16 protein-coding genes are annotated in these 17034 nt (G+C 32.6%); 8 read left to right on the forward strand and 8 right to left on the reverse strand.

Annotated features, from left to right (window positions below; genetic code table 11):
* Nucleotide 1 precedes the first annotated feature (1 nt).
* On the reverse strand, nt 2-796 hold the full coding sequence (locus SJY34_RS08330; protein ID WP_400081207.1) for a hypothetical protein: 795 nt from the start codon (nt 794-796) through the stop codon (nt 2-4).
* 39 nt (nt 797-835) lie between these two features.
* A complete protein-coding gene (locus SJY34_RS08335) occupies nt 836-994 on the reverse strand; it encodes a YqaE/Pmp3 family membrane protein (RefSeq protein WP_092446701.1) in 159 nt (52 codons plus the stop codon).
* Nucleotides 995-1103: 109 nt separating this feature from the next.
* Between SJY34_RS08335 and SJY34_RS08340 the strand changes: the two genes are divergently transcribed.
* From SJY34_RS08340 to SJY34_RS08365, 6 genes are all read left to right on the forward strand, one after another.
* A complete protein-coding gene (locus tag SJY34_RS08340) occupies nt 1104-2159 on the forward strand; it encodes a response regulator transcription factor (RefSeq protein WP_400081210.1) in 1056 nt (351 codons plus the stop codon).
* A 108-nt stretch (nt 2160-2267) separates the two neighbouring features.
* Nucleotides 2268-2675: a DUF1573 domain-containing protein gene (locus SJY34_RS08345; protein ID WP_400081213.1), complete on the forward strand. Its 408-nt coding sequence runs from the start codon at nt 2268-2270 to the stop codon at nt 2673-2675.
* A 159-nt stretch (nt 2676-2834) separates the two neighbouring features.
* Complete coding sequence (locus SJY34_RS08350; protein WP_400081216.1) at nt 2835-3722, forward strand: hypothetical protein; 888 nt, start codon at nt 2835-2837, stop codon at nt 3720-3722.
* A 79-nt stretch (nt 3723-3801) separates the two neighbouring features.
* A complete protein-coding gene (gene lysS, locus SJY34_RS08355) occupies nt 3802-5490 on the forward strand; it encodes a lysine--tRNA ligase (protein ID WP_400081219.1) in 1689 nt (562 codons plus the stop codon).
* Between the two features lie 213 nt (nt 5491-5703).
* Nucleotides 5704-6405 carry an endonuclease/exonuclease/phosphatase family protein gene (locus tag SJY34_RS08360; protein ID WP_400081221.1) on the forward strand — a complete coding sequence of 234 codons (702 nt, stop codon included), beginning with the start codon at nt 5704-5706 and terminating at the stop codon, nt 6403-6405.
* A gap of 135 nt (nt 6406-6540) precedes the next feature.
* Nucleotides 6541-9030 (forward strand): zinc-dependent metalloprotease, encoded by a 2490-nt coding sequence (locus tag SJY34_RS08365; RefSeq protein ID WP_400081353.1) that lies wholly within the window; start codon nt 6541-6543, stop codon nt 9028-9030.
* 76 nt (nt 9031-9106) lie between these two features.
* Here SJY34_RS08365 and SJY34_RS08370 read toward each other — a convergent pair whose 3' ends face one another.
* From SJY34_RS08370 to yiaA, 5 genes are all read right to left on the reverse strand, one after another.
* A complete protein-coding gene (locus SJY34_RS08370; RefSeq protein ID WP_400081223.1) occupies nt 9107-10417 on the reverse strand; it encodes a hypothetical protein in 1311 nt (436 codons plus the stop codon).
* A gap of 98 nt (nt 10418-10515) precedes the next feature.
* Complete coding sequence (locus SJY34_RS08375; RefSeq protein ID WP_400081226.1) at nt 10516-11337, reverse strand: alpha/beta hydrolase; 822 nt, start codon at nt 11335-11337, stop codon at nt 10516-10518.
* The gene (locus SJY34_RS08380) at nt 11297-12175 is read right to left on the reverse strand and encodes an alpha/beta hydrolase (protein WP_400081229.1); all 879 of its coding nucleotides are present in this window, start codon (nt 12173-12175) and stop codon (nt 11297-11299) included. The genes SJY34_RS08375 and SJY34_RS08380 overlap by 41 nt, the downstream gene beginning before the upstream one ends.
* Before the next feature lie 41 nt (nt 12176-12216).
* The gene (locus SJY34_RS08385) at nt 12217-12909 is read right to left on the reverse strand and encodes a type II CAAX prenyl endopeptidase Rce1 family protein (RefSeq protein ID WP_400081232.1); all 693 of its coding nucleotides are present in this window, start codon (nt 12907-12909) and stop codon (nt 12217-12219) included.
* A gap of 78 nt (nt 12910-12987) precedes the next feature.
* On the reverse strand, nt 12988-13479 hold the full coding sequence (yiaA, locus tag SJY34_RS08390) for an inner membrane protein YiaA (protein WP_400081235.1): 492 nt from the start codon (nt 13477-13479) through the stop codon (nt 12988-12990).
* Between the two features lie 151 nt (nt 13480-13630).
* Here yiaA and SJY34_RS08395 point away from each other — a divergent pair, with 151 nt between their 5' ends.
* Both SJY34_RS08395 and SJY34_RS08400 read left to right on the forward strand, forming a co-directional pair.
* Entirely contained in the window at nt 13631-15127 is a 1497-nt protein-coding gene (locus SJY34_RS08395; protein ID WP_400081238.1) for a hypothetical protein, read from the forward strand.
* 92 nt (nt 15128-15219) lie between these two features.
* Entirely contained in the window at nt 15220-15675 is a 456-nt protein-coding gene (locus SJY34_RS08400) for a hypothetical protein (RefSeq protein WP_400081240.1), read from the forward strand.
* A 69-nt stretch (nt 15676-15744) separates the two neighbouring features.
* On the opposite strand, the gene hemL is transcribed toward SJY34_RS08400, so the two are convergent.
* A complete protein-coding gene (gene hemL, locus SJY34_RS08405; protein WP_400081243.1) occupies nt 15745-17031 on the reverse strand; it encodes a glutamate-1-semialdehyde 2,1-aminomutase in 1287 nt (428 codons plus the stop codon).
* Nucleotides 17032-17034 lie beyond the last annotated feature (3 nt).

The following is a 17034-nucleotide window of genomic DNA, read 5'->3' on the forward strand; positions in this document are numbered from 1 at the left end:
TTTAGTCTTCTAAAACGACTTTTAAATTCATTACATTTTTATCCTTATTCATATCTGTCATAGAGACTTTGTACGTCACCGTTTTACCATCTTCAGATATGTCCGCATTATCATGAGAAACAGATTTTATTTTTTTCGGAAATGTATAAACTAAAGTATAATAAGCAGCCGAAAAAATATCTTCAAATTGCATTTCAAACTGCTTAGCGAAATCATCGTCTGATTCCTCCATATCTTCGTCTTCAACATCATCCATATTGTCTTCAGAACTTGGTTGAAATCTAGAGAAAGTATTATTTGTAAATGTATATGTAACCTCATCTGTTTTTGTGAGTTCATCTAACTGATCACCTGTAGCAGCACCATCTTTGTTCCCAATATTTTTAGCAACTCCCATTGCTTCATCAAGTTGTTCAAATACATTTTCTAAATCTTTAACAGATTTAAATGGTTTAGTCATGTTAAAATTAAAAATATTCTTCTCCTCATCCATATGTATGTCCATAACCATCCCTTTAAGTTTCTCTAGACGTGCACGTTGGTCGTCATTTAATGCAGCAATACTATCTTTATGGGTTTTAAATAAATCACTAAAAACTATAGTAGTATCCATTTTCTCTTTTTCAGGTTTTTCTGCTGCAGAAGGTCTATTCTCACTGGCGTATTCTAGCATTGGAGACATATCAAATGAAGATGTGTAATTTCCACTCATATCATTATTAAAAACAATAGATTCGGTAACGTTACAACTCACTAAAAAAAAGGCAAAAGCAAATAATAGGATAATTTTTTTCATGTATATTTTTTAAACTATTTAAGACACAAAGATAAGAATTTATCGCTCAGGATTATTCAATATAACTAAAGCGGCAATAACGCCAGGAACCCAACCGCAAAGCCATAATAAAAAAGTGATTAAGATAGAACCACAACCTTTATCTAAAACTGCTAAAGGTGGGCAAATAATGGACAGTATAACACGCCAGATACTCATAATTCGTTTAATGATTTGATGTAATGGTATGACGCATTTTTAATAAAATTGTTACAGTATTTGCGCTTTTGCTATTTCAAAGTATTTTAAAATTATGTAGTTTCGTTACATGCGAATAAAAATTCTTTTAGTTTTTTTACTAATTTCTGCAGTTTGCCATTCACAATACTCATTCTCTGGCTATATTAATCCAGATGAATGGCAGAATTCTGTTTACCTCTCTATTGTAGAAGATTACAGAAAAATGTCTGGTGTATATGCAGAGCAAATCATTGCCAAAACTACTGCTGACGAGACAGGATTCTTCGAGTTTAAAGGCAATATGTTAGATAATGAAAATCGTATTTATCGTATTCATGTTGATAAATGTTCTGATGTTCAGCAAGATTTCAATCATTTTAACGGTCACTGCAGTGATAGTGAAGAACTATTATTTATTGCTAAAAATACTGATACCTTAAATCTCCCTTTTTCTTTTGGAAATCAGGTGTTCTGTGCTATAGAATCTAACAACCCAAAAGCAAATGCCTTTGTAAAAATTGACTCACTTAAACATGATATGCGTTTTGCCTATGGGGAATTTAGAAGTGAAGCCAACCGTAAACTCAACAACAAAAAATGGTTTAAAACTTTACAATATTTTGGTGAAGCTTTAAACGAACCTATTGCAGAGCTATACATTTATTCCTATTTATCTGACAGAAGTAGTGATTTACACAACTATTATGTAGAAGATTTAAGACATAATAAATATTATGAAAATCTAAAAACACGACTAGAAAACACATACCCTAATGCTCCATACACAAAACAGTATATAAGTGAATTAGAAGCAGATCGCTACATGCTAGCAGCTTCTAGTGGTAATACTGAATCTAATTGGAGACCTTACATATATGGTTTTTTGGCATTTTCTGCTCTTTTAAACGCCATATTACTCTATCGCAATTGGAAACAAAAGCGATCTAAAGTTGAAGATTTAAAAAGCAAATTATCTAAACAAGAACAGGTTGTTTTAGAACATTTACTTGAAAATAAAACCAACAAAGACATTGCAGAGGCTCTTTTTTTAAGTGTAAGTACAGTAAAATCTCACACCAACAACATTTATAAAAAGTTAAACGCCCAATCTAGAGACGATGTAAAATCTATGTTTATCAAGTAGTTACAAAATTCAACCTAGGTACTAGTACCGATTTCCAACCTAAAATTTTCAAAATTAACATCTTTATCCTTGATGTTTGTTTCAATATTAATCGTAAAACATTTTATCATGAAACGAACACTAAACATTACAATACTTTTAATCTTAGCATTAAGTTTTTTTAATGCTGCATCAACTGAATTTGATAAATATGATACAAAAATTGCTGTTATTAAATTTAAAACTGAAGTTGTTGATTACGGCACTGTAGAACAAAACTCTGATGGTACAAGACTCTTTACATTTACAAATACAGGTGACGCACCTCTAATAATCACAAAGGTAAAAACCACTTGTGGTTGCACAGTACCAAGCTATTCTAAAGCACCTATTCTTCCAGGCGAAGCAGGTCAAGTAAATATTAAATACGATACTAAAAGACTTGGTGCATTTACTAAAACGGTTACCGTAATATCTAATGCAGAAGGAGGTAACAAAATCCTAAAAATTAAAGGCAATATTGTAGCTTCTAAGTAAACCTTAATCCTATCTATTGTCTAGTTGAGTGGAGTTGAAACCTTTTACACATTCTATAAAAGTCTTTTGGCTTAATGCAAAAGTTACCTTTGGTCAAAATATATTTTGCCCTCGATAATGTTCAAGGAGACAAATAGTTTCAAATAAAAAAACATCACAATGAAAACGAGCATCACAGCATTAATAATACTAATATTTACCTTCCAACTAAAGGCCCAATCTTTAAATCAAGAAATAGCAAAAGAAGGCGAAACACCATACTTACTCGGTAAAATTGACAAGAATGGTTTAGAAGGAGACAATTATACGTCTTGGTTTACCAAAAATCATGAAGACTATCAACCAAATTTAACAATTATAAATACGATCGCTTCAGAACTTAAAACCTACTCAATTACTTTATTCATGGGAACTTGGTGTGGAGACAGCAAAAAAGAAGTCCCAAGATTATATAAAGTTTTAGAAGCTTGTAATTTCCCAATGAAACAGTTAACTGTTGTTGCGGTAAGTAGACAACGAGATATGTACAAACAAAGTCCAGATCATGAGGAAGCTGGCTTAAATATACATCGTGTACCAACTGTCATTTTTTACAAAGATGGTCAAGAAGTTAATCGCATTGTGGAACATCCTATTAATACTTTTGAAGCAGATATTCAGAATATAATTACGGTAAATGATTACAAATCGAACTATCAAATTGTCACTGCAGTCGACAATATTTTGAAGAAAAAAGGAGCTAAAGGACTAAAAAAGAAAAGTAAAAAACTCTTAAAGACTTTTGAGGGTAAAGTTTCTAGTATGTTTGAGTTAAACACTTATGCCCGCATTTTATATGGAACGGATAGACAAGATGAAGCTATTGAAGTACTTACATTCAACACAAAACTATTTCCAAATGAACCCAGAGTTTACATGAGTTTAGCAAATACATTGGGTGTTAGCGGACAAAAAGAGGAAGCAATTCAGGTACTTCAAGACGCCATAAAATTGCATCCAGATAACACAAATCTTAAAGAAAATTTAGAGGTTATTAAATCAAACTAAAAAGGAGCTCGTTAATTTTTGTAAAAAGTGTAATTTTGCACCTGCCTACCGAAAAAGGTAGGATTCAAAAATAACAAGAATGCAACTTTCAGAACAAGAATTAGTACGACGCGAAAAGTTAGAAAAATTACGTGCATTAGGGATTAATCCTTATCCAGCGGATTTATTTCCTGTAAACCATACTTCTCAACAGATAAAATCTAATTTTGAAGAAGGTAATCGGGTTATCATAGCTGGTCGTCTAATGGCTATTAATGTTCAAGGGAAAGCTTCTTTTGCTCAGTTACAAGATAGTGAAGGCCGCATTCAAGTATATTTTAATAGAGATGAAATTTGTACAGGTGAAGATAAATCTTTGTATAACGATGTCTTTAAAAAGTTAATCGATTTAGGTGACTTTGTAGGTATTGAGGGAGAACTTTTCACAACAAAAGTTGGGGAAAAAACTGTAATGGTTAAGCGTTTTAAATTGCTAAGTAAGGCACTAAAACCATTGCCTATTCCAAAACAAAAAGATGGTATAACTTATGATGCTTTTACAGATCCTGAGCAACGTTATAGACAGCGTTACGCAGATTTAGCAGTAAATCCTCATGTAAAAGAAGTTTTTGTAAAGCGAACAAAACTCTTTAATGCCATGCGTCAGTTTTTTAATGATGCTGGTTATTTTGAAGTAGAGACACCTATTTTACAGCCTATTCCTGGAGGAGCGGCTGCACGTCCGTTTATAACGCACCACAACAGCTTAGATATTCCTTTGTATATGCGAATCGCTAACGAGTTATACCTTAAACGCTTAATCGTTGGTGGTTTTGATGGAGTGTATGAGTTTTCTAAAAACTTCCGTAACGAGGGTATGGACAGAACCCATAATCCTGAGTTTACAGCCATGGAAATCTACGTATCGTACAAAGATTATAATTGGATGATGGATTTCTGTGAACAATTATTAGAACATTGTGCTATTGCCGTTAATGGAACTTCGGAAGCAACATTTGGAGAGTACAACATCAACTTTAAAGCACCATATAAGCGTATCACCATGCGCGATTCTATTTTGGAATTCACAGGGTTTGATATCTATAATAAATCAGAAGACGAGATTAGAGCTGCTGCAAAAGGTATGCACATAGAAGTTGACGATACCATGGGTAAAGGGAAACTCATTGATGAAATTTTCGGGGAAAAGTGTGAAGGGAATTACATTCAGCCAACATTCATTACAGACTATCCTAAAGAAATGAGTCCTTTGTGTAAAGAGCATAGAGAAAATCCTGAGTTAACAGAGCGTTTTGAACTTATGGTTTGTGGTAAGGAAATTGCTAATGCATACTCTGAGCTAAATGACCCAATTGATCAACGCGAGCGTTTTGAACATCAATTAGAATTAGCAAAGAAAGGTGATGATGAAGCCACAGGAACTATTGATTATGATTTTCTAAGAGCTTTAGAATACGGAATGCCACCAACATCTGGGATGGGAATCGGTATGGATCGTTTGATTATGTTTTTAACCAACAACCAAAGTATCCAAGAAGTACTATTCTTCCCTCAGATGCGACCAGAAAAGAAGAAAGTAGATTTAAGTGATAATGAGAAAGCTATTTTTGAAATCCTTAAATCACAGAAGCGTATGGACCTAACTATCTTAAAATCTCAATCTGGTTTAAGCAACAAAGGTTGGGATAAAGGCATTAAAGGCTTAGGCAAACATGGTTTAACCAAAGTTGAAAAAACTGATGATGGTTTATTTGTTGAGATGATCTAATAAATGAATAATTTTTTAAAAAAACATAAAGCATATCTTCTCGTAGGATATGCTTTTTTGTTAACAATTCATTTCGTTTTTAAAGACCATTTTTATATCACAGGTATATTATTTTATGCCTTTTCTCTTCCATTACTAATTCTAATAACCATTGTATTATTAATCATATTTCACAAAGAGAAAAAGACTTTTATTATCCTCTTATGCCTAACTTTGATACTATCCATATTTTGGTTTAAAAACTATTATATATTTAGTGAAATTAAGGAGACAGTTAAAGGAGAAAATACTTTTTTGTTCTGGAACGTCGATAAACAAAAAGATTTTAATGTAAAAATATTAAAGGAAATAACAGGTCATCAAAATATTGAAACGATTATTTTAGTTGAAGCATATCATAAAACAAGTAATTTTAAGACTGAATTTCAAAATCAACTAATAGATTACAATATAATGTACTTACAAAGTGACATGATTATTGCTTCTAAAAAGAACATTAAAAGCATAAATTACCTTTATTACAAACAAAATCTAAAGTTAAATCACATTAAGATTGGAATTGAAGATAAAGCCAAGACTTTTGCAGTTATTGATGTCTACGCCAGTCCATTACATAAAAAGGAAGATGCTCTTAGCAAAATAATAAATTATGCCAATCAGAATGATGTTGATGTGATTCTTGGTGATTTCAATACGCCATATGAGAGTATTTATTTTGAAAAGTTTAAAAACGACTATCTATCATTTAGAGCATATCAAAATGGATTTACTGCAACTTGGCCTTATGGTATCCCTTTACTAGAATTAGATCAAATTTGGTTAAACGATAAGATAAAACCAATAAAACTAGACAAGACGTATTTCCATAACTCTGATCATGCTGTACTCATTGGAAAATTTGCTTCCGACTTTTAAGTTTTCAATTACTCTTTTAGAAAATGACTACCTAGACACTTTGACAATCCGTTAAAAAAATACTAAAATCAGTTTTAAAATTAACAGATTCTTAATAGAATCCTTATTTTCATCAAAATTTAATAAAAACCGACTATTTTGAAACATTTATCGATTAAGCTACTACTTGTAGTTTCAGCTTTTTTGGCATTTTCGTGCTCTACAGCGAAAAAAGCCAGTAAATCAAAAAAAGATGCCACAGCGATGGCAAAACCACCAGCAAAAAAGCCTGGTAAAAATGACCCAAAACCTTACAATAAAGTTATTACTAAAGACGCTAAAAGTGATGCAGGTTTATTTACTGTTCACAGTTTAGATGATAAATTTTATTACGAAATACCAGATTCACTTTTTAACAGAGAAATGTTAATGGTAACGCGTATCTCTAAAACCGCAAGTAATTTAGGTTTTGGTGGAGGAAAACAGAATACACAAGTTTTACGATGGGAGAAAAAAGGTAAAAAAGTAGTATTACGTGTTGTATCGTACAATGTGGTAGCTGCTGATTCCCTTCCTGTAAAAGAGGCTGTTGTAAATTCTAATTTTGAGCCTGTTTTGTACACCTTCCCAATTAAGGCATATAGTAAGGATTCTACGAGCACAGTAATTGATGCTTCTCCTTTATTTGAAAAAGATGTAAAGTCTTTAGGATTACCTCAATTTAGAAGAACGCCATACAGAGTAACACGTTTAGAAAGTGATAAATCATTTATCGAAAATATTAAAAGTTATCCGAGAAATATTGAAGCACGTCATGTAAAAACATATGCTGCTGGACGTCCGCCTTCAAACTCTAGTACAGGTAGTATTTCAATCGAAATTAATAACTCAATGATTTTACTACCAGACAATCCAATGAAACGTCGTTATTTTGACGAGCGTGTAGGTTGGTTTGCAAGAAGTCAGACAGATTACGGCCAAGAAGATCAAAAAAGTAAACGCTTAACCTTTTTAGATCGTTGGAGATTAGAAGTTAAGGATGAAGACATAGAGAAATTTAATCGTGGTGAGTTAGTAGTTCCTAAAAAACAAATCGTTTATTACATTGATAGAGCTACACCTTTAAAGTGGAGAAAATATATTAAGCAAGGTATTGAAGATTGGCAAGTGGCTTTTGAAGCTGCCGGTTTTAAAGATGCCATTATTGCTAAAGATCCACCATCAGTTGAAGAAGATCCAGAATGGAGTCCAGAGGATGTGCGTTATTCTGTAGTGCGTTATTTAGCATCACCTATTCCTAATGCAAATGGCCCTCACGTAAGTGATCCAAGAACAGGTGAAATTTTAGAAAGTGATATCAATTGGTACCACAATGTGATGTCATTATTGCGCGGTTGGTTCTTTGTACAAACTGCTGCTATTAATCCAGATGCACAGAGTCCACAGTTTAAGGATGAAGTTATGGGACGTTTAATTCGTTTTGTATCTGCTCACGAAGTCGGACATACTTTAGGTTTACCACATAATATGGGAAGTAGTGTTGCTTATCCTGTAGAAAAATTACGCGATGCTGCATTTACTCAAAAATACGGAACTGCACCATCTATTATGGATTATGCACGTTTTAACTACGTTGCACAACCTGGAGATGAAGGCGTAGCATTAATGCCAGATATTGGTGTGTATGACAAATATGCTATTGCTTGGGGTTACAAACCTATCTTAGATAAAACTGCTGAAGAGGAAAAACCAATTCTTAATCAATGGATTACAGAACATGCTGGTGATCCGATGTATCGATTTGGACATCAACAAGCAGGTGATGTGGTAGATCCTAGTTCTCAAACTGAAGATTTAGGAGATGATGCTATGTTAGCGAGTGATTATGGAATTAAAAACCTAAAGCGTATTGTACCCAACTTAATAGAGTGGACAACAGAAGCTGGTGAAGATTATGATGACTTACAAGAAATGTATGGTCATGTCTTATCTCAGTTTAATCGTTACACAGGGCATGTAGCCAACAATATTGGTGGAGTTTACGAGCACTACAAAGCTGCAGGCCAAGAAGGTGCTGTTTACACAGCTGTACCTAAGGACCATCAGAAAAAGGCAATGAAATGGATTCAAGATAATTTGTTTACGACACCAGAATGGTTGGTCAATAAAGAAATTTTTGATCGTATTGAATTTACAGGTTCTGTAGAACGCATACGTGCGCTACAAGCTAGACGTATTAACACTATTCTAAGCTTGGGTAAAATGCAACGTTTAACAGAAGCGCATACCTATGATAATACGGCTTATTCTCTTCCAGAAATGATGAGAGATTTACGCCAAGGTGTTTGGAGTGAACTGCGTAACGGGAAAAAAATTGACACCTACAGACGTAACTTACAGCGTGCACACATTGATAGATTAGCCTATTTAATGACTGCAGAAAATCAAAGTGGAAGAACTTTTAGTCCTTACGTAAAAATGACTGCTGTAAATACAAGTCAATCAGACATCAGAGCTGTTGTAAGAGCTGAATTAAAAACGTTACGTTCTCAATTACGAAATGCACGAGGTAGAGATGCTATGAGTAGAATTCATATTGCTGATGCTATTGAGCGTATTAATCTTATTTTAGATCCTAAGAACTAGGTTAGTAATAGTCTAGGGTAAAAAAAGGCTTCAATTAATTCTGAAGCCTTTTTTGTTTAATCAAATCAACCAATTATTAATCTTGTCCTGTCTGCTTCAAATTCTCAATATCATTTTCAATAGATAAAATTAGCAAACTAGTTGCTGTACAGAATACAGGACTAGTAATACAGTGGTGACCATTCCAACTTCCATCTTCATTTTGTATTTTCATTAAGCGACCAGACACATTATCATACCATTTTTTCCAATCGTCATCATCATTAACAACCATGGATTCACCTGTTTGCAAGAAACTTAAAAATTCCTCACCGCCATTGTTACCAAATCCACTTATGACATCGTCACGTTGTGCCTGAGTTTTTGATGCATTATATATATTATAAGACGAAACGTATCCAATTGCTTCACTTTCTGGGACACCAATATCTTGTAAATTTTCAACAGTTACCGTATCATCTTCTTTTAGCTTTCCTTCTTTTTTAGCCTTGGCGATTAGTTCTTTTGCTCTTCTGGCATCTTTTGCAGATCCTCTGGCAGAATTACTTACTGAATACAATATAACACCAGCTCCATCAGTTGTTTTCACAGAATTAGAGTCTTCGTCATAATTATCTTTTAGATATTGTTTCTGACTTCTAACTACAGCTTCATCTAAAGTCGCTCCGACAGATCCTGCAGATTCTAAAGCACTAGTTGCTAAGCCAGATTGCAAAACACCTGCCCAACCTGCTCCTTTCATTTTTCCATCTTTACCTGTCGCATTCTGGATTTTTTCGACACAGATATCCAAACATTTTTTAATACGTTTTTTTGTTTTATTGTCCAATTTCTCCTTCAATAAATTCGAAAAAAATTGAGCGGTTAAAACGGCATCTATATTATCTCCAAGTTTAGATTGTATTTGTGTTCCTCTTTCTGAAGTAATAAACACATCATCTGTTGAAAGATTCTCAACCTGTTTCAATAAAAACTCTAAAGATTTTTTTAGCTGTTCCTTATACTCTCCTTTTTTTAAAGTTGAACCACTTCTTAATAATGCCATGGCAACCATAGACGTTGTTGCAGGATCTGCATTAACAGCATGTGGATTCATTTCTCCTTGTCTGCTATGACTACCTGCTCCATAGCCGCCATTTTCTAATTGCGCTTCAGCTAGCCAACTTAAACCGTCATCGACAACAGGTTGTATATTTTCTTTTAATTTGAATTGAGCATAACCTTCAGAGGGCTGCTCGCCAAAGGTGGTCATAAACACACAACCTTTTTCTCTACTCACTTCAACAATTTGCTCTACTTCTGAAGTTTCATTGACAGATAAAGCCGTTGTAATAAATAACGTAATAACAACAGTAATTACAACTGAAATTTTCGTCTTTGTTTTCATAATTTTTCATTTTTTGATTCAAATAAAAGTATTATGAAAATTTATTCTAAAGAACCTAGAATGAGTGCATGGTGCTTTTAAATGCGTGAAGTAAGCTTTTAAAAGAGTAAAGTCTTAATGGTTTCATGATACCTTTCAAAATCAATAAGATTATTATGATCTGCCCCATTAACAGTAACAAAGTTTAAGTTTTTAAGATTTAATTTTGAAAGCTTTTCACCTGAGGAATATGGCACCACGCTATCATCTGTACCATGAATGATTGTTATTGGACAACTTGTTTCTGGTAAGTATTGATATGTTGGAAAATGATACTTCAATAATGACTTTACAGGGAACATAGGAAATCGATGTTCAGCCACATCTAGAATACTGTAATAAGGGGTTTCTAAAATAAGTTGATTTGGTTGATTTTTTGAGGCTAATTGCGAAGCCATGCCTGTTCCAAGTGATCTTCCATATACTGTAATTTGATTTTCAGAATAGTGTTTTAGAAGATAATCATAGCAATACTGTGCATCGTCATATAGAGCTTGTTCACTAAGCTTTCCGGTACTTTTTCCATAAGTTCTATAATCAATAACCAGAACATCGTAATCCATGGCCACAAAATATTCTGCAATATTTCCCCATCGACTTAAATCACCTGCATTGCCATGTAAATACAACATAACTCCTTTTGGATTTTTTACCTTAAAATGAAGTGCATTTATAGTTGCATTGTCATCTGTCTTTAAAAATAATTCGTCAAAATTATAATTAAAATGATATTGATAATCTTGCTCTAAAACTGTAGGCAAAAACAAGATTTTTTCTTGAAAAAAGTAAAGTGCAGATCCTATCATAACATATAAGCCAAAAAGTACAATGACGAACTTTTTAAGCTTTCTTTTTAGTTTTCTTTGAGGAGTGAATGACATTAATACTTGTGGTTTCTAGGTCGATGGCTTTGGGCTCTTTAGTTAAAATTTCTTCTAACATACTATGATAGGATTCAAAATTATTCAAATTCTTATGCCCTCCACCAATAACGGTATGTAATTTTGTGAGCTTTGGTTTTATTTTAGATAGCTTAACACTAGATTTATAAGGAATCAACTTATCATTCGTACCATGAATAATGTGAACAGGACATTGTACATACTTTAACCATTTGTAAGTTGGCAAAGGATATTTAAGTAATAAAGACAATGGCATAAAAGGAGCGTAACGCGCCGTGACCTTTGTTAAACTATAATAAGGAGCATCGAGAATTAGAATTTTAGGATTATTCATCGATGCTAATTTTGTGGCAAAACCAGAACCTAATGATCGACCGTAGAGAATAATTCGGTCTTCGGTAGTTTGCTCTTTAATCTTGTTATATACCAATTGTAAATCGCGCTTTATAGCTTTTTGCGAACGCTTTCCTGTGCTTTTTCCAAAGCCGCGATAATCTACCATCAGCACATTATAACCATGTCTTGTAAAATCTACAGCAAACTTTCCCCAACCTTTAATGCTTTTAGAATTTCCTTTAAGGTAAAGCACCACTCCTTTGCTTTCTCCTTTTGGGAAAAAGCGTAAACCATTTATTGTGGCTCCATCTCTAGTTTCTAGATTGTACTCTTTTGTTTCCTGATTTTCATAATCGAACTGAAAATCTTCTGGTAATTTTTCTGGTTTAAAAAGCATGTAATCTTGCAAGTAGTATAGAGCGATACTAATCCCAATATATATTGCTAAAATTAAAAGTGCGGTTGATATCCAGTATGCCATAAACTTATGATTACTTCTTACAAGATAGGAAAAATAAAAACTTAAAGGTATTTTAAAAATACATCTGCAAAAGGGTCTTGATTTACAACTGTGTAATAGAACAACGCACCTAACCATCCATGAAACAATCCAAGTGCGTATATATTCTTAACTCTTAAGTACACATAACCATAAAATAGAGCCAAGGTAAAAGTACCTACCATTAACCAAGTCGAAGGGTAATGGACTATTGAAAATAAAATAGCTGTAATAAAAATGATGGAAATCTTTTTAAGTTTCATGCATTTTAGATTATTCAAATTTCCAGCAACTAAAGCTATGGTTAGAAACTGTTGTACAATTCCCCAAATGGGATAGGTTATAAGTAGTGGTAATATATGCCATGTAATATTCAGTGAACCTTGAAAATAACCAATAATAAAAAACGATAGAATCGAAATTATTGCAAATGGGAGCATTAATTTAATTACCGATGTAAAATTGTCTGTCCGAAATCCCCAATCTTTAAGAACTAATTTATCTTTTTTATAACGATAAATCACATATATTAACCAAGCCAATATCGTAACAATAACGTATGTCAATCTTAAATTGAGATAATCTACAAATACGAATTTACCTGTTGCTGTTAATGCTACTGCAATAATTTCTATAATTCTAATTTTATCTGAAGCTGGTCTTGTGAGTTTTAAATTAGAAAACTCAATCATGAGTGCTGTGAGTTTATTTTTCATAATGATAATAATTTAAAACCTCGCAGCTCTAAAACCAATCTGCGAGGTTTTGGGTTACTAACTAACCTATCATCAAAACTAGTCTTCGTTTTCTTTAGTTTTAATTTCCTTGTCTATATAAGCAACATCTCTAGTATTCTTTTGTACTGCAATGGCGGAAAAAAGACTTAAGGTAAAAGACATACCATAAAAACCCTTTTCACTGAGTTCTAAATCAGCATTCCAAAGTCCAATAACCAATAACACTATTGCAGCTATAGACGTAAACCAACTAATACCATAATATATTTCTGTCACTGGAATTTCCTCCAACCTATCTCTAACTGCCTTTTGTACAGAGATTACAGAAAATAATCCGAAAAGCAGAATAGTAAAGTAATACCCTTTTTCGTTGAGCATCATATCCGCATTCCATAAACCAACACAATAAGAGACCATACCTATAAGTAAAGCTGTCCAAGAAGCCCCAATAAATGCAGGTGTTGGCTTGTTATTATAAACCTTTTTTTCCTTCTTCTTTGTTTTTAGGTTTTCTTCATCCTTTAGTGAAACTGTTGTTTGATAATTCATAATATTTTGTTTTAATGATTGTGAAGCAAATCTGCGACTAAATCTTAATTCACAAAAAACAGTTAATAACAAAACATGACGATATATATTTAACTATATACACATTTATAACTATATTTAATATATAATTTATTAAAATAATGATGATTAAATGATTGCAATTAAAACTATAATCGATACGTTTAGTTCTGAAGATCAGCAAAAATTCATTGTTTATTTAGAACAAAAGAACAAGCGTAAAGACACTAAAAACATAAAACTATTTAAACTTTTAGCTACAGGAGAAGACAATTCTAAAGCTATATGTAATCAACTATATAAAACCAATTCAAACAATGCTTACCATGCACTCAGAAAACGTCTTTTTCAATCATTAATAGATTTTACAGCCAACAAAAATCTTGAAGATGAGAATTCTATTGACATGCAGATTATTAAGTATATACTCGCTTCACGCACTTATCTAATTCAAAAAAACTACGAGATTGCTTATAAAATTTTAGACAAAGCAGAACGATTAGCTGATGAGCATCTGTTATTTCCGATTCTTAATGAGATTTACCACACCAAAATTCAGTATGCTCCTAATTATCCAAAGATAGATTTAGCGCAACTAATAATAAAACAAAAGGAAAACCAGAAAAAACATCAATTAGAAGACCAATTGAATGTGGTGTATGCCAAATTGAAATCGGTTTTAAATGCTATTAGCTATGAAGGCAAAGTCATAAACTTTGAACAAATTTTACAAGATACTTTAAAAGATAGTGACATAAAAATTAGTGAATCGCTGTCTTTTAAATCGCTCTATCAAATTTTAGCTATTGCAAATATTTCCGCCTTAGTTACAACACAATATTTTCAGATTGAAGGTTTTGTAATGAAAAGTTATGAGCTTCTCAAAAATAAAAAAGACACAGACAAACAGCTTTATTATCAAATTCACATCGTTTATATTATTGCCAATACCCTATTTAGAAATAAAAAGTTCGAAGTCTCATTGCATTATATTGAGGAGATGGAGCAACTGATGCTTTTAAAACGAAGTATTTATTTTAAAGATTTTATTCTAAAGAAAACCTTGGTAGAAGCTTTAAACCTCAACTTCAATAATCATCAGAAAGAAGCTATAGATCTTGTAGAATCCATCATTAAAATAAAGCATAACGATTTAGAGTCTCTTTTAGATCTTCATTTATCACTACTAATGTTTTATTTTCAGAAGGAAGACTTTTTAAAAGCAAAATCAATTCTATCACAATTTTACCATACGGATAAATGGTACATAGAAAAAGCAGGAATTGATTGGGTAATTAAAAAAAATCTAGCCGAATTATTATTGTATATAGAATTACAAGAAGACGATTTATTTTATTCTAGATTAAAAAGTTTTAAACGTCGATATTCTGATTATTTAAAACAAATAGATCAACTACGCATATTAAAATTCTTAAGTTTTGCAGAGCAATACTATCTAAAACCAGAACGTATCAAAACTGATGATTTTAAAAACAAAGTGAAAATCGCTTTTGAATGGACTAAGGTAAACGAAGAAGATATATTTGTAATGAGTTTTTATGCTTGGCTGAAAAATAAAATGGAGGACGGAAACCTATACAGAACAACACTAAGATTAGTAAAAAAGTAATAAATGTTAAAATTCGTGTTAAAAACACATTCTCAATTAAACGTTATAGGTTATCAAAGGTCTAAACTTATATAACATAAAACTTAAAAGAAATGAAAAAATTATTAGTGATTGCCTTAGCACTTTTTACTTTAACTGGTGTGGCACAAGAAAGAAAGAAACAAAGAGCAGATCGTAAAGGAGGACCTGAATTAAGAAAGCAAATGACACCTAACGAAATTGCCGACTTAAAAGTAAAAAAGTTGACTTTAACATTAGATCTTACTGATGACCAACAAGAAAAGGTGCACTCTGTTATTTTAAATCAAGTTAAGGAAAATGAGAGTTTAAGAAAAGAACGTAAAACAGTAGATGGCGAGAAAAAAGAAAAGCCTTCTAAAGATGATATTGTGAAAATGCAGAATCATAGACTGGATCAACAGATTGAAATGAAGCGCGAAATGAAGACCATCTTAACGGCTGAACAGTATTCTAAATTTGAAAACATAAAGCCTAGAAAACATAAAAAAAGAGCTAGACGCGGTAAAAAACAAGATGGAAAAAGATAACTGAAAATTTAATTTGAGTAAAAAGAGGTCGTCTAAAACTAATTTTTAGACGCCCTCTTTTATTTTGATTTATAACACTTTTACGACTTTTTCAACGGCTGTAATAGTTTCATTTAAATCTTGGTAAGTCAAAGCATCTGTAATAAACCAAGTCTCAAAAGCACTTGGTGCAATATAAATGCCTTCATTAAGCATTCCATGAAAGAATTTTTTAAAAGTTTCATTATTTCCTTTTGCAGCTGAATCAAAATCTACAACAATAGCTTCAGAAAAATGAACAGAAATCATTGACCCAATTCTGTTTATAGTATGGCTCACATTATTTTTATTAAGTGCATCTGCAATACCATTATGAAGGTATTTAGTCTTCTCTTCTAACCTATTCATCAACCCTTTATCGGCATTAATGGCTTTAAGCATTGCTAATCCAGCTGCCATTGCTAATGGATTTCCACTTAAAGTACCTGCTTGATACACTGGTCCAAGAGGTGCCAAATGATTCATTATTTCATCTCTAGCCGCAAAAGCACCAACTGGTAAACCTCCACCAACAACTTTACCAAAGCAAACAATGTCAGCATTTATGTCCTTTAGTTCTTGCACTCCTCCTTTAGCTAATCTAAAGCCAGTCATAACTTCATCAAAAATCAATAAAATATTATTAGCATCACACAAAGTTCTTAAACCTTCAAGAAAACCTTCCACAGGTGGGATACAACCCATATTACCTGCAACAGGTTCTATTATAATGGCAGCAATTTCATCTTTATTAGCTCCAACAAGTTTCTTTACATTTTCGATATCATTATAAGTAGCTAATAAAGTGTCTTTTGCTGTACCTTCTGTTACTCCTGGGCTATTGGGAGTACCAAAGGTTATAGCTCCGCTACCAGCTGCAATTAAAAACGAATCACTATGACCATGATAGCAACCAGCAAATTTTATAATTTTATCTTTTTTAGTATAACCTCTTGCTAACCTTATTGCGCTCATACAAGCTTCTGTACCTGAATTAACAAAACGAATTTTATCAATATTTGGCACCATAGAAATGGCCAATTCTGCAATTTCAGTTTCTAATTCAGTTGGCATTCCAAAAGACGTTCCTGCTTTTGCTTTTTCAATTACCGCATCTACCACAGGAGGATACGCATGCCCAAGCAACATTGGTCCCCAAGAATTAATATAATCTATAAAACGGTTACCATCTTCATCATATACATAAGCTCCTTTAGCTGATTTAGCAAAAATTGGAGTCCCACCAACAGCATTAAAAGCTCTTACTGGCGAATTTACTCCACCAGGAATTACTGTTTTAGCAGCTTTGAATAAAGCACTACTTCTTTGATATAACATAAA

Source organism: Winogradskyella sp. R77965, assembly GCF_044594915.1.
Lineage (GTDB): Bacteria > Bacteroidota > Bacteroidia > Flavobacteriales > Flavobacteriaceae > Winogradskyella.

Bases quoted from the DNA above. Each gene is read 5' to 3' on its own strand.
- SJY34_RS08335 (WP_092446701.1), bottom strand. From the start codon at position 994: ATGAGTATCTGGCGTGTTATACTGTCCATTATTTGCCCACCTTTAGCA.
- SJY34_RS08345 (WP_400081213.1), top strand. From the start codon at position 2,268: ATGAAACGAACACTAAACATTACAATACTTTTAATCTTAGCATTAAGT.
- SJY34_RS08385 (WP_400081232.1), bottom strand. From the start codon at position 12,909: ATGAAAAATAAACTCACAGCACTCATGATTGAGTTTTCTAATTTAAAA.
- SJY34_RS08340 (WP_400081210.1), top strand. From the start codon at position 1,104: ATGCGAATAAAAATTCTTTTAGTTTTTTTACTAATTTCTGCAGTTTGC.
- SJY34_RS08380 (WP_400081229.1), bottom strand. From the start codon at position 12,175: ATGGCATACTGGATATCAACCGCACTTTTAATTTTAGCAATATATATT.
- SJY34_RS08330 (WP_400081207.1), bottom strand. From the start codon at position 796: ATGAAAAAAATTATCCTATTATTTGCTTTTGCCTTTTTTTTAGTGAGT.
- SJY34_RS08370 (WP_400081223.1), bottom strand. From the start codon at position 10,417: ATGAAAACAAAGACGAAAATTTCAGTTGTAATTACTGTTGTTATTACG.
- hemL (WP_400081243.1), bottom strand. From the start codon at position 17,031: ATGTTATATCAAAGAAGTAGTGCTTTATTCAAAGCTGCTAAAACAGTA.
- SJY34_RS08350 (WP_400081216.1), top strand. From the start codon at position 2,835: ATGAAAACGAGCATCACAGCATTAATAATACTAATATTTACCTTCCAA.
- lysS (WP_400081219.1), top strand. From the start codon at position 3,802: ATGCAACTTTCAGAACAAGAATTAGTACGACGCGAAAAGTTAGAAAAA.
- SJY34_RS08375 (WP_400081226.1), bottom strand. From the start codon at position 11,337: ATGTCATTCACTCCTCAAAGAAAACTAAAAAGAAAGCTTAAAAAGTTC.
- SJY34_RS08395 (WP_400081238.1), top strand. From the start codon at position 13,631: ATGATTGCAATTAAAACTATAATCGATACGTTTAGTTCTGAAGATCAG.
- SJY34_RS08400 (WP_400081240.1), top strand. From the start codon at position 15,220: ATGAAAAAATTATTAGTGATTGCCTTAGCACTTTTTACTTTAACTGGT.
- yiaA (WP_400081235.1), bottom strand. From the start codon at position 13,479: ATGAATTATCAAACAACAGTTTCACTAAAGGATGAAGAAAACCTAAAA.